Source organism: Kitasatospora sp. NPDC032121 (genome assembly GCF_055580145.1).
Map to the genome: position 1 here is coordinate 80,697 of NZ_JBVILX010000009.1, position 14,947 is coordinate 95,643.

A 14,947-nucleotide genomic window follows, 5' to 3' on the forward strand; every position below is an offset into this window, starting at 1 on the left:
CCGTTTCAGGAATCACTGTTGCCGAGCGCGAGTTCGACGAGATCGTCGATGCCCATCGTTTCGATGGACTCCTCCGCGCCGTTGTCATCGGGTACCGCTTCTGCCGCGCCGGGCTCCGCCAGCCGCAGCAGGGCGTCCAGCAGCCCGGCCTCCCTGAGGCGGGACAGCGGGACGGACGCCAGGGCCTGGCGCAGCTGCGCCTCGGGGACGCCGTCGGACCCGGCGCCGGTGTCCTCGCCGGTGTCCGGCAGGAGTTCGGCGCACAGGTGGTCGGTGAGGGCGCCGGGGGTGGGGTGGTCGAAGACCATGGTCGTCGGCAGCCGCAGCCCTGTCGCCGTGGCGATGCGGTTGCGCAGCTCGACCGCGGTGAGCGAGTCGAAGCCGAGCTCCCGGAACGCCCGGTCCGGCTCGATCTCCTCGCCGCCGGCGTAGCCGAGCACCGCCGCGGCCTCCGCCTGGACGACGTCGAGCACCGCCGCGTGCCGGCCGGCCGGTGGCAGTCCGGCGAGGCGCCGGGTCAACTCCGAGGCGCCGGAGGCGGCTTCGTCGCCACCGACCGCTCCCGCCAGTGCCTCCCGGACCTCCGGCAGGTCACCGAGCAGCGGGCTCACCCGGCCGACGGTGAACGACGGTGCGAACCGCGACCAGTCGACGTCCGCCACCACCACCGCGGTGTCGTCCCGGTCCAGGGCGTCCTGGAGCGCGCTGACGGCCAGCGCGGGTGCCAGCTGCGGCAGGCCACGGCGGCGCAGGTGCTCCGCCGCCCCGTCCTCGGCCGCCATGCCGCCCTCGCCCCACGGGCCCCAGGCCACCGCCGTCGCGGCCAGGCCCCGGGCCCGGCGCCGCTGTGCCAGGGCGTCCAGGAAGGCGTTGCCGGCCGAGTAGGCGGCCTGGCTGCCGCTGCCCCAGACACCGGAGACCGAGGAGAACAGGACGAAGGCGTCCAGGTCCCGGTCCGCCAGCAGCTCGTCCAGGTGCACGGCACCCGCCACCTTCGCCGCGACCACGGTCTCCAGCTCGGCCAGGCCGGTCTCCATGACGGTGGTGAACTGAGGTAGGCCGGCGGCGTGCACGACGGCGGTCAGCGGGCGGTCCGCCGGCAGGGAGTCCAACAGGCCCGCCACGGCCTCGCGGTCGGCCACGTCACAGGCGGCGATGGTGACCTCGGACCCCAACGCCTCCAGCTCCTCGCGGAGTTCGGCCGCGCCTTCGGCCGCCGCACCGCGCCGGCTGGTCAGCACCAGGTGCTCGGCGCCGTTGCGCGCCAGCCAGCGCGCCGCGTGCCCGCCGAGCGAACCGGTGCCACCGGTGATCAGCACGGTGCCGCGCGGACGCCACTCCCGCTCGGGGGTGCTCCGGGTGGCCCGCGCCAGCCGGCGGACGAACACGCCCGAGTCGCGCACCGCCAGCTGGTCCTCGTCCCCGGCGCCGGCGAGCACGTCGAGCAGACGGGCCAGGGTGCGGTCGTCCGACCCGAAGGACGGCGGGACGTCGACCAGTCCGCCCCAGCGCTCGGGCTGTTCGAGCGCGACCGCGCGGCCCAGGCCCCACACGAGCCCCTGGAGCGGGTGCTCGACGGAGTTGGAACGCCCGACCGAGACGACACCCCGGGTGACGCTCCACAGCGGCGCGTCCAGCTCGATGTCGCCCAGTGCCTGCACCAGGGTCACGGTCGCCGTGAGGCCGAGCGGCAGCGCCCGGTGAACAGGGTGTGCGCGCTCGTCCAGTGCCAGCAGGGAGAGCACCCCGACCGGCGGGGTGTCCTGCGGCAGCGCCTCGCGCAGCAGCTTGGCGAGCATGGTGCGGTCGGTGCCGGCGTCGGCCACGATCAGCGCCGACGGTTCGGCGCCCCGCTCCCGCAGCGCGCGCACGCAGACGTCCGCGGCCTGTTCGTCGGCCGAGACGACCAGCCAGCCGCCCGTCAGGGAACGGGAGGGGAGGTCGGTCCACGGCTTCCAGGTGGCCTGGTAGCGCCAACCGTCCACGGTGTTCCGCGTCCTGGTCTCGCGGCGCCAGGACGACAGCGCGGCGAACACCGAGTCGAGCGGGGCGTCGGCGTCGAGACCGAGCCGCTCGGCCAGCGCCTGCGGCTCCCCGTGCTCCACGGTGTCCCAGAACTCGGCTTCCGCCGCGTCGGCGGGCGCCACCTTGGCGGCCCGCTCCGGTGCGCCCTCCAGCCAGAACCGCTGCTGCTGGAAGGCGTAGGTGGGCAGGTCGACCCGCCGGGCGCCGGTGCCGGCGAAGAGCGTCTCCCACTCCGGGGAGATGCCCCGCACGTGCAGGTCGGCCAGGGCGGTGACCAACGCCGTGTCCTCGGCGCGGTCGGCGCGCAGGGCGGGAACGGCGACGGTGGCCGGCTCGGCGTCGGCCAGGGTCTCCTGGACCATCGGGGTCAGCCCGCCGGGGCCGACCTCCAGGAAGGACGTCACGCCCTGCGCCGCGAGCGTCCGGACGGCGTCGGCGAACCGCACCGCGTGACGGACGTGGCGCACCCAGTAGTCGGGGTCGGCCAACTCCTCGGCCGAGACCGGCTGACCGGTGAGGGTGGAGACGATCGGCAGCGTCGGGGCGGAGAAGGTGACCCGCTCGGCGATCTTGCGGAAGGCCGCGAGCATCGGCTCCATCAGCGGCGAGTGGAACGCGTGCGACACCGTGAGCCGCTTCGTACGACGGCCCTGGGCCGCCAGCGCCTCCACCACCTCCGCCACCGCGTCCTCGGCACCCGAAATGACCACCGAGGACGGGCCGTTGACCGCCGCGATCCCCACGCCCTCCTCCCGGCCGGCCAGCAGCGGCGCCACCTCCTCCTCGGAGGCCTGCACCGCCACCATCGCACCACCGGACGGCAGCTCCTGCATCAACCGGCCACGGGCGACCACGAGTTCGGCCGCATCGGCCAGGGAGAGAACACCCGCGACGTGCGCGGCGGCGAACTCACCGATCGAGTGCCCGGCTAGGAAGTCCGCCCGCACACCCCACGACTCCACCAGCCGGAAGAGCGCCACCTCCACCGCGAACAGCGCCGGCTGAGTGAACTCCGTCCGGCTCAGCAGCTCCGCGTCCTCGCCGAACACCACCTCCCGCAAGGGACGCACCAGATGGACGTCCAGGTGAGCGCAGACCTCGTCGAAGGCCTCTGCGAACACCGGGAAGGCGGCGCACAGCTCGCGCCCCATCCCCAGCCGCTGACTCCCCTGCCCCGAGAACAGCAGGGCCAGCCGGCCCCGGGACGGCGCGGCGACTCCTCGCACCAGTCCGGCCGCCGACTCGCCCCGGCCCAGCGCGCCGAGACCGGCGACCAGGTCGGCCCGGCCGCGTCCCACGACGACGGCCCGGTGGTCCATGGCGCTACGCGAGACGGCCAGGGAGAGGGCGAGGTCGTCCGGGGTGTCCTCGGGGTGGTCCTCAAGGGTGGCGAGCAGCCGGTGTGCCTGCTCGCGCAGGGCCGGCTCGTCCTTCGCCGACAGCACCCAGGGCAGGCTGCGCGGTGCGTCCGCGCCGACCGGCGGCTCCTCGTCCGCCACGGGGGCGGTCGGGGCGGCCGGGGCCTGCTCGATGATGGTGTGCGCGTTGGTGCCGCTCACCCCGAAGGAGGAGACGGCGGCGCGGCGCGGACGGTCGCCCTCCGGCCAGGCCACCGGCCCGGTCAGCAGCCGCACCGCCCCCGTCGACCAGTCGACGTGCGGGGTGGGCTCGTCCACGTGCAGAGTGCGCGGCAGCGAGCCGTGCCGGATCGCCAGCACCGTCTTGATCACGCTGGCGACACCCGAGGCGGCCTGGGTGTGGCCGATGTTCGACTTGATCGAGCCGAGCCAGAGCGGCCGGTCCTCGGGCCGGTCCTGGCCGTACGTCGCCAGCAGGGCCTGGGCCTCGATCGGGTCGCCGAGCGCTGTGCCGGTGCCGTGGGCCTCCACCGCGTCGATGTCGCCCGTGGAGAGGCGGGCGTTCGCCAGTGCCTGCTGGATCACCCGCTGCTGGGCGGGGCCGTTCGGGGCCGTGAGGCCGTTGCTGGCACCGTCCTGGTTCACCGCGGAACCCCGCACCACCGCCAGCACCGGGTGCCCGTTGCGCTCGGCGTCGGAGAGCCGCTCGACCAGCAGCATGCCGACGCCCTCGCCCCAGCCGGTGCCGTCCGCGGCGGCCGCGAAGGGCTTGCAGCGGCCGTCGGCGGCCAGGCCGCGCTGCCGGCTGAACTCGATGAAGGCGTTCGGGCTGGACATCACGGCCGCGCCGCCGACCAGGGCCAGCGAGCACTCGCCCTGACGCAGCGCCTGGGTCGCCAGGTGCAGGGCGACCAGCGAGGACGAGCAGGCCGTGTCGACCGTCACCGCCGGGCCCTCCAGCCCGAACGCGTAGGCGATGCGGCCGGACATGACGGAGGAGGAGCTGCCGGTGAGGAGGTGTCCCTCCACGCCCTCGGGCAGTTCGGCCAGCCCGGCGCCGTAGCCCTGGTAGCCCGAGCCGACGAAGACGCCGGTCCGGCTGCCGCGCACCGACGCGGGGTCGAGCTGTGCCCGCTCCAGGGTCTCCCAGGCCACCTCCAGCAGGATGCGCTGCTGCGGGTCCATGGCCAGCGCCTCGCGGGGCGAGATCCCGAAGAACCGCGCGTCGAAGGAGCCGGCGTCGTGCAGGAAGCCGCCCTGGTTGACGTAGCTGGTGCCCGTCTTCTCCGGGTCCGGGTCGTACAGGGCCTCGATGTCCCAGCCGCGGTCGGTCGGGAACGGGGTGACCGCGTCCGCCTCGTCCACCAGTAGCCGCCACAGGTCCTCGGGGGACCGCACGCCGCCGGGGAAGCGGCAGCCCATCGCGACGATCGCGATCGGCTCCTCGTTCCCGGTCCCGGTCGCCGACGCCACGGGGGCGCCGACGGCGGCCGGCTGCCGGCCGGACATCTCGGCGGTCAGGAAGGCCGCGAGGTCCGTCGCGTTGGGGTGGTCGAAGACCAGGGTGGTCGGCAGCCGCAGCCCGGTGTCGGCGTTCAGCCGGTTGCGCAGCTCGACGCCGGTGAGCGAGTCGAAGCCCAGGTCCTTGAACGCCCGGTCGGGCGCGACCGCTTCGGGGCCCGGGTGGCCGAGCACGACGGCCACCTCGGTGCGGACCAGGTCGAGCAGGACCCGGTCACGCTCCGCGCCCGGCAACCCGGCCAGCTTCGCCGCGAGGGGCGGGAGTGCGTCCCCGGGCTGCGCCTGCGCATCCTCGGAGTCCGACAACGCCCTTCGCGCCTCCGGCAGTTCGTCGAAGAGCGGGCTGGGGCGGGTGACGGTGAAGGCGGGGGCGAAGCGCTCCCAGCGGACGTCGGCCACCACGACCGCCGTCTCGTCCTGGTCCAGGGCCCGCTGGAGGGCGGCGATCGCGGGCCGCGGCGCCATGGCGGGCAGGCCGCGGCGGCGCAGGTGGGCCTCCGCCTCCTCGCCGTCCGCCATGCCGCCCTCGGCCCACGGGCCCCAGGCAACAGCGAGCGCGGCCAGGCCCCGGGCGCGGCGCCGCTGCGCCAGGCCGTCCAGGAAGGCGTTGGCCGCGGCGTAGCCGGCCTGGCTGCCGCTGCCCCACACGCCGGCGACGGACGAGAAGAGGACGAACGCGTCCAGCGGACGGTCCCCCAGCAGCTCGTCCAGGTGCGTGGCGCCGGCGACCTTGGCGGCCACCACCTCGGCGAGGTCCGCGAGGGTCGTCTGCTCGACCGGTACGAACTGGGGCAGGCCGGCGGCGTGCACGACGGCGGTCGGCTGGTCGGCCTCGGGGAGGGCGGCGAGCAGCCCCGCCACCGCTTCCCGGTCCGACACGTCGCAGGCCGCGATGGTCACCCGCACGCCCGACGCCTCGATCTCGGCGGCGAGTTCGGCGGCCCCGGCGGTGGACGCGCCCCGGCGGCCGGTCAGCACCAGGTGCTCGGCGCCGCGCTGCGCGAGGTGCCGCGCCACCTGGGTGCCCAGCGCGCCGAGTCCGCCGGTGACGAGCACCGTGCCCCGGGGGCGCCAGACCCGGCCGGCGGTGTCCGCGCCGGTCGAGGCCGCGGTGGCGCGGTGGAGGCGGCGGGCGAAGGTGCCGGAGGAGCGGACGGCGAGCTGGTCCTCGTCGCTCCCGCCGGCCAGCACGGCGGCGAGCCGGCGGGCCGAGCGCTCGTCCAGTGTCTGCGGGAGGTCGACCAGGCCGCCCCAGCGCTGCGGGTGCTCCAGCGCCACGGAGCGTCCCAGGCCCCAGATCATGCCCTGGGACGGGTTCTCGGCGCCGTCCGACCGGCCGACCGCGACCGCGCCACGCGTGGCGCACCACAGCGGCGCGTCCACTCCGGCGTCACCCAGGGCCTGCACCAGCAGGGTGGTCAGCGCCAGCCCCAGCGGCAGCGCGGGGTGGTCGGGGTGCGGGTCCTCGCCCAGGGCGAGCAGTGACAGCACGGCGGCGGGCGGCGTCCCGTCGTCGGTCGCACGGGTGCCGATCGCCTCGGCCAGCCGCTCGGCCAGCGTCGCGCGGTCGTCGTCGGCCCCTGCGGACAGCTCGACGACGTCGGCGCCGTGGGCGCCCAGCGCCGCCCGGACCGCCACGACGATCGGGTGGTCCTGCGCGTCGGCCGGCACCACCAGCAGCAGGCTGCCCGCGAGTTCGGCGTCGCCGCGTGCGGTCAGCGGCTTCCACTGGACCCGGTAGCGCCAGCCGTCCACGACCGAGTGCTCGCGCTGCCGGCGACGCCAGCTGGAGAGCGCCGGAAGCACCGAGCTGAGCGGCGCCTCCCCGTCCACCTCCAAGCGCTCGGACAGCGAGGCCAGGTCGGCGCGCTCGACGACGTCCCAGAAGTCCTGGTCGGCCGGGTCGGCGACGGCCGTTCCGTCGGCCTTCGGCGCGGACGCCTTCAGCCAGTAGGACGCCCGCTGGAAGGCGTAGGTGGGCAGGTCGACGCGTCGGGCGCCGCGACCGGCGAAGACGGCGTCCCAGTCGAGGGCGACACCGTGGACGTGCAGCTGGGCCAGGGCCGTGGTGAAGGCCTCCGGCTCGGGGCGGTCGGCGCGCAGCGCGGGGACGGCGACGGCCTCCGCTTCGGCCAGGGTCTCCTGGACCATCGGGGTCAGGCCGCCGGGGCCGACCTCCAGGAAGGATGTGATGCCCTGAGCCGCGAGCGTCCGGACGGCGTCGGCGAAGCGGACGGCGTGCCGGACGTGACGGACCCAGTAGTCCGGGTCGGCCAGTTCCTCCGCCGAGACCGGCTGTCCGGTGAGGGTGGAGACGATCGGCAGTTTCGGCGCACCGAAGGTCACGCGCTCGGCGACCTCGCGGAACGCCGCAAGCATCGGCTCCATCAGCGGCGAGTGGAACGCGTGCGAGACCGCGAGGCGCTTCGTACGGCGGCCGCCCGCCGTCAGGGCCTCCACGACCTCCGCCACCGCGTCCTCAGCGCCCGAAAGGACCACCGAGGACGGGCCGTTGACCGCCGCGATACCCACGCGCTCCTCGCGGCCGGCCAGCAGCGGCGCCACCTCCTCCTCCGAGGCCTGCACCGCCACCATCGCACCACCCGACGGCAGCTCCTGCATCAACCGGCCACGGGCCACGACCAATTCGGCCGCATCAGCCAGCGACAGAACACCCGCGACATGCGCGGCGGCGAACTCACCGATCGAGTGCCCGGCCAGGAAATCCGCCCGCACACCCCACGACTCGGTGAGCCGGAACAGCGCCACCTCCACCGCGAACAACGCCGGCTGAGTGAACTCCGTCCGGCTCAGCAACGCGGCGTCCTCACCGAACACCACCTCCCGCAACGACCGCGCCAAGTGGACGTCCAGGTGAGCACACACCGCATCGAACGCCTCGGCGAACACCGGGAACGACGCATACAACTCACGCCCCATCCCCAACCGCTGACTCCCCTGCCCCGAGAACATCAGCGCCAGCCGTCCGCCCGAGGAGGCGGAGCCCTCCACCGTGCTGTTCAGCGCCTCGCCACGCGCCAGCGCGCTCAGGCCGGCCAGCAGTTCCTCCCGGTCCGTGCCGACCACGGCGGCGCGCCGGGCCAGTGCGGCCCGCGAGGTGGCCAGCGAGTGGGCGACGTCCACCGCGTCCAGCTCCGCGTGCTCCCGCAGGTGGAGGTGCAGCCGTGCCGCCTGGTCCCGCAGGGCCTGCGGGTTCCTGGCCGAGAGCACCCACGGCAGGGCGGCCGGAGCGGTGTCGGCCGGCTGCGTCCGGTCCTCGTTCCCGTCCGCCGGACGTACGGGAGCCTGCTCGATGATGACGTGCGCGTTGGTGCCGCTGACGCCGAACGAGGAGACGCCGGCCCGCCGCGGGCGGTCGCCCACGGGCCACTCGACCGGTTCGGTGAGCAGCCGCACCGTGCCCGCCGACCAGTCGACGTGCGGTGACGGCTCGTCCGCGTGCAGGGTGGGCGGCAGCACCCCGTGCCGCATCGCCATGACCATCTTGATCACGCCCGCCACACCGGCCGCGGCCTGGGTGTGGCCGATGTTGGACTTGACCGTCCCCAGCCAGAGCGGGCTGTCCTCGGGGCGTCCCTGCCCGTAGGCCTTCAGCAGGGCCTGTGCCTCGATCGGGTCGCCCAGCGTGGTGCCGGTGCCGTGCGCCTCGACCGCGTCGACGTCCGTCGCCGACAGCCCCGCGCTCTCCAGGGCCTGACGGATCACCCGCTGCTGGGCGGGGCCGTTCGGGGCGGTGAGACCGTTGGACGCGCCGTCCTGGTTCACGGCCGAACCCCGCAGCACGGCCAGCACCGGGTGCCCGTTGCGCTCGGCGTCCGACAGCCGCTCGACCAGCAGCATGCCGACGCCCTCCGCGAGGCCGGTGCCGTCGGCCCCGGCCGCGAAGGCCCGGCAGCGCCCGTCCTCGGACAGGCCGCGCTGGCGGCTGAAGGCGATGAGCGCTCCGGGGGTCGACATCACGGTGACGCCGCCGGCCAGCGCGAGCGAGCACTCGCCCGAGCGCAGCGCCTGCGCCGCCAGGTGCAGGGCGACCAGGGAGGAGGAGCACGCGGTGTCCACCGTCACCGCCGGCCCCTCCAGACCGAAGGTGTAGGCGAGGCGGCCGGAGACGACCGCCGCGGAGTTGCCGGTGAGCAGGTGTCCTTCGAGTCCTTCGAGCCCTTCGGTGTCCGTCCCGCGCAGCCCGGCCGCGTAGTCCTGGCCGTTGGTTCCGGTGAAGACGCCGGTCCGGCTGCCGCGCAGGGCGGCCGGGTCGATCCCGGCCCGCTCGAACGCCTCCCAGGTGGTCTCCAGCAGCAGGCGCTGCTGCGGGTCCATCGTCAGCGCCTCGCGCGGCGAGATCCCGAAGAACTCCGGGTCGAACTCGTCGGCGTCGTGCAGGAAGCCGCCCTCGCGGGTGTAGCAGCGGCCCGCGGCGTCGGGGTCGGGGTCGTAGAGCCGTTCGAGGTCCCAGCCGCGGTTCGACGGGAAGCCGGTGATCGCGTCGGTCCCGTCGGCGACCAGGCGCCACAGGTCCTCGGGGCCGGCGACGCCGCCCGGGAAGCGGCAGCTCATCGCGACGATCGCGATCGGCTCGGCGTCGTCACCGGAGTGGCGGCCGGTGGGGGCCGGAGCGGTGGTGACCAGGCTCTCCCCGCCGGAGACCTCCTCCAGCAGGTGGCCGGCCAGGGCGGCGGGGGTCGGGTGGTCGAAGACCGCGGTGACCGGCAGCCGCACGCCGGTCGCGGCGTTCAGGCGGTTGCGCAGCTCCAGCGCGGCGAGGGAGTCGAAGCCCAGTTCGCGGAAGGCCCGCCCGGGGTCGACCACCTCGGCGCTGCTGTGGCCCAGCACGGCCGCGGCCTGGCCGCGCACCAGCCCGAGCAGCGCCTCCCGGCGTTCGGCCGGCGCGAGCGCCGCCAGCCGCCGCAGTTCGGCGGAGGTCTCACCGGCCGCCGCCCCGGCGGCCCGCCGCGTCGGCGGCCTGATCAGGCCGCGCAGCAGGGCGGGCACGGTGCCGCCCACCGCCTGGGCGCGCATCGCCGCGAGGTCCAGCCGGACCGGCGCGACGGCCGGGTCGTCGAGGGTGCGGGCGACGTCGAGGAGGCGGAGCCCTTCCTCGGCCGTGAGCGGCACCAGGCCCGCGCGGGCCATCCGCTGGAGGTCGCCGTCCGCGAGCCGGGTCTGGGCGCCGCGCTCCTCCCACACGCCCCAGGCCAGCGAGGAGGCCGGGAGGCCCTGGGCCGCGCGGTGGTGGGCCAGGGCGTCCAGAAAGGCGTTGCCGGCCGCGTAGGCGCCCTGGCCGGCGCCGCCGAGCGTGCCGGCGAAGGAGGAGAAGAGGACGAAGGCGGCCAGGTCCGCGTCCCGGGTCAGTTCGTGCAGGTTGAGCGCCGCGTCGACCTTGGGGCGCAGGACCTGGTCGAGTTCGTCGGCGGTCAGCGAGTCGACGAGGCCGCCCGCGACCACGGCGGCCGCGTGGATGACGGCGGTCAGCGGTCGGTCGGCGGGGATCGCCGCCAGCAGGTCGGCCAGCGCGTCGCGGTCGGCCGCGTCGCAGGCGGCGACGGTGACGGTCGCTCCGAGGTCCGAGAGCCGGGCGGTCAGTTCGGCCGCGCCGTCGGCGGCGGGTCCGCGGCGGCCGGTCAGCACGAGGTGGCGGATGCCGTGCTCGGTGACGAGGTGTTCGGCGACCAGCCCGCCCAGCGCGCCGGTGCCGCCGGTGATCAGGGCGGTGCCGTTCGGGTCGAGTGGGGCCGCGGTGCGGCCACCGGTGGTGTCCGGCGCGGTCGGCCGTGGCACCCGGGCCAACCGGGCGACGGACACCGTCCCGGCGCGCAGGGCCAGTTGCGGCTCACCGGTGGCGATCGCCGCGGGCAGTGTCCGGAAGGAGTCGGGGTGGTCGTCGAGGTCTGCCAGGACCAGCCGGTCGGCGTGTTCGGACTGCGCCGAGCGGACCAGGCCCCAGACCGGGGCGTGGTCCAGGCCCGGGGTGTCGGCGCCGGCCTCGGTGGCCACCGCGCCGCTGGTCAGCAGCACCAGTCGGGAGGCGGTGAACCGCTCGTCGGCGAGCCAGTCCCGCAGCAGCGCGAGGGTGTCCCGGGCCGCCGCCCGGACGGCCTGCGGACCGGTTCCTCCCGTGGGCAGGACGGCCACGACCACCTCGGGCAGCGGCGCGCCGCTCTCGACGGCCTCGGCCAGCGCCGCCAGGTCGGGGTGGCGGGCGGGCGGCCTGGGGCCGTCGAGCAGTGCCCGCACGGCCGCCGAGGCGTCGTCACCGAGGACCGCCCAGGGCCCGTTCGGCGCGGCGGCCGGCACGGGCAGCGCCGTCCAGTCGACCCGGTGGAGCGCGTCGTGGTACCCGCCGCGGGCCGGGCGCAGCTGCTGCGCGTCGACGGTGCGGAAGGAGAGCGTGTCGACCGTGGCGACCGCCCGGCCGGTGCCGTCGGCGACGGTCACCGACACGGCGTCGGGGCCGGTGGGGGCCAGCCGTACGCGCAGTTCGACGGCTCCGGTGGCGTGCAGGCGCACGCCCTCCCAGGAGAACGCCATCCGTCCGGTTCCCATGTCACCGAGCGGGCCGAACCCGACGGCGTGCAGGGCCGCGTCCAGCAGCGCCGGGTGCAGGCCGAACCGGCCCGCCTCGGACTGGGCGTCGGCGGGCAGCGCGACGGTGGCGAAGACCTCGTCGCCGCGCCGCCAGGCGGCCCGCAGGCCCTGGAAGAGCGGCCCGTACTCGAAGGAGCGCTCGGCGAGGCGGTCGTAGAAGCCGGTGAGGTCGATCGCGGTGGCGTCGGCGGGCGGCCAGACGGTGAGGTCCTCGCCCTCGGCGGCGTCCGCGCTCAGCACCCCGGTGCCGTGGCAGGTCCACTCCTCCTCGGCGGGCGCCTCCTCGGGCCGCGAGTACAGGCCGAAGGGGCGCCGGCCGTCGCCGTCCGGCAGACCGACCGAGACCTGCACCACCACGCCGCCGCGCTCGGGCAGCAGCAGCGGTGCCTGGAGGGTCAGTTCGTCCAGGCAGCCGCAGCCGACCTGGTCGCCGGCCCGGACGGCGAGTTCGACGAACGCGGTGCCCGGCAGCAGCACCGAGCCCAGCACGGCGTGGTCGGCGAGCCAGGGGTGGGTCTGCGTCGAGAGCCGGCCGGTGAGCAGCAGGCCGTCGGAGTCGGCCAGGGTGACGACGGCGCCCAGCAGCGGGTGGTCCGCCGGGCCGAGCCCGAGGCCGGCGGCGTCGCCGGCGGTGTGCGGGGCGTCCAGCCAGTACCGCTGGTGCCGGAAGGCGTAGGTGGGCAGCGGGACGGTGCGGGCGCCGGTGCCGGCGAAGACGGCCGGCCAGTGGACGTCGCAGCCGTGCGCGTGGGCCTCGGCGACGGCGCGCAGCACGCGGTCAGGTCCGCCCTCGCCGCGGCGCAGGGTGCCCAGGGCCACGGCGTCGCTGTCCAGGGCGGCGATGGTCTCCTGCATGCCGATCGTCAGGACCGGGTGGGCGCTGACCTCGATCAGTGCGCCGTGGCCGTGTGCCACCAGTGCGCGGGTGACCTCCTCGAACCGCACGGTCTGACGCAGGCTCCGGTACCAGTAGTCCGCGTCCAGCCCGGCGGTGTCCAGGACCTCGCCGGTCACGGTGGAGTAGAACGGCACGTCGCAGGAGCGCGGGGCGATGTCCGCGAGCTCGGCCAGCACCCGCTCGCGCACCTCTTCGACGTGCGCGGAGTGCGAGGCGTAGTCCACGGCGATCATCCGGGCCCGGAGGTCGTCGGCCAGCAGGCTGTCGCGCAGCTCGGCCAGCGCCTCGGGGTCGCCGGAGAGGACGATCGACGAGGGGCTGTTGACCGCGGCCACCGACAGCCGCTCGCCCCACGGCGCGAGGCGCGGGGTCAGCTGCTCCAGGGGCAGGCCGACGGACATCATGCCGCCGCGCCCGGCCAGCGTGGTCAGCGCGCGGCTGCGCAGCGCCACCACCTTCGCGGCGTCCTCCAGGGAGAGCGCGCCCACCACGCAGGCGGCGGCGATCTCGCCCTGGCTGTGTCCGGCCACCGCGTCCGGGTGCACCCCGTACGAGCGCCACAGCTCGGCCAGCGAGACCATCACGGCGAACAGCACCGGCTGGACGACGTCGACCCGGTCCAGTCCCGGCGCGCCCTCCTCGCCGCGCAGCACGGCCGTCAGCGACCAGTCCACGTGGGGGGCGAGGGCGGCCTCGCACTGGGCGATCCGCTCGCGGAACACCGCGGAGCCGTCGAGCAGCCCGACGGCCATGCCGGCCCACTGCGAGCCCTGTCCGGGGAAGACCAGGGCGACCTGGCGGACGTCGTCGCAGACGCCGCGCACCAGGTCCGGCTCGGGCGTGCCGGCGGCCAGGGCGGCGAGCGCCGCGTCGAGCCCGGCCCGGTCGGCGGCGAGCAGCACGGCGCGGTGCTCGAAGGCCGAGCGGGATGTGGCGAGGGAGAAGGCGACGTCGGTGGCGTCGAGTGCCGGGTCCGCGGCGAGGTGCGAGCGCAGGCGCCCGGCCTGGGCGACCAGGGCGGCCTGGTCCTTGCCGGACAGGACCCACGGGATCAGCGGCAGCGGCGTCGCGGTGTCCGGGGCCGTCGGGTCGCCGTCGGCGGCTTCGCTCCCATCGCCCGTCTCCGGCTGTTCGATGAGGACGTGGGCGTTGGTGCCGCTGACGCCGAAGGCCGACACGCCGGCCCGCCGGGGCGCGCCCGTCTCGGGCCACGCGGTCGCCTCGGTGAGCAGCGACACCGCGCCGGAGGACCAGTCGACGTGCGGCGAGGGCTCGGTCACGTGCAGGGTGGGCGGCAGCACCCCGTGCCGGATCGCCTCCACCATCTTGATCACTCCGGCGACGCCGGCCGCGGCCTGGGTGTGGCCGATGTTCGACTTGATCGAGCCCAGCCACAGCGGCCGCTGCCCGGAGCGGTCCTGACCGTAGGTCGCGAGCAGGGCCTGCGCCTCGATCGGGTCGCCCAGGTTGGTGCCGGTGCCGTGCGCCTCCACCGCGTCCACCTCGGCCGGGGAGAGCCGGGCGTTGGCCAGCGCCTGGTGGATGACGCGCTGCTGGGACGGCCCGTTCGGCGCGGTCAGGCCGTTGGAGGCGCCGTCCTGGTTCACCGCCGATCCGCGGACGACCGCGAGCACCGGGTGCCCGTTGCGGCGGGCGTCGGAGAGCCGTTCCACCAGCAGCACGCCGACGCCCTCGCCCCAGCCCGTGCCGTCCGCCGTGGCGGAGAACGCCCGGCACCGGCCGTCGGGCGACAGGCCCCGCTGGCGGCTGAACTCGGTGAAGGTGGTCGGCCCCGACATCACGGTGACGCCGCCGGCCAACGCCAGCGAGCACTCGCCGTTGCGCAGCGCCTGGACGGCGAGGTGCAGCGCGACCAGCGAGGAGGAGCAGGCGGTGTCGATCGTCACCGCCGGGCCTTCGAGGCCCAGCGTGTAGGCGATCCGGCCGGAGACCACGCTGCCCGAGTTGCCGGTGCCGATGTAGCCCTCGATGCCCTCGGGCAGCTGCGGCAGCCGGGAGGCGTAGTCGTGGTACATGACGCCGGCGAAGACGCCGGTGTCGCTGCCGCGCAGGGAGCGCGGGTCGATCGCGGCGCGCTCCACCGCCTCCCAGGACGCCTCCAGCAGGAGCCGCTGCTGGGGGTCCATCGCCAGCGCCTCGCGCGGGCCGATGCCGAAGAACGCCGCGTCGAACTCGCCCGCGTCGTGCAGGAAGCCGCCCTCGCGGGTGTAGGTGGTGCCGGGGTGCTCCGGGTCCGGGTGGTAGAGGGTCTCCAGGTCCCAGCCGCGGTCGGTCGGGAACCCGGAGATCGCGTCGTCGCCGTTCGCGACCAGGTTCCACAGGTCCTCCGGCGACTCGACGCCGCCGGGGAAGCGGCAGCTCATCGCCACGATCGCGATCGGCTCGTGGTTGCGGCTCTCCACCTCCCGCAGCCGCTGGCGCGCGTGGCGCAGGTCGACGGTGGCACGCTTGAGGTAGTCCCGGAGCTTGTTCTCGTCAGTCGTCATCTGAATTCTGTTCCTCAACGCCAAGGGGGTACGTG

Annotated in this window: 1 protein-coding gene; it reads right to left on the reverse strand. The window is 75.6% G+C overall.

The window, feature by feature from the left end; genetic code table 11:
* Positions 1-5: 5 nt before the first annotated feature.
* On the reverse strand, positions 6-14,936 hold the full coding sequence (locus ACZ5OX_RS22905; protein WP_465632472.1) for a type I polyketide synthase: 14,931 nt from the start codon (positions 14,934-14,936) through the stop codon (positions 6-8).
* Positions 14,937-14,947 lie beyond the last annotated feature (11 nt).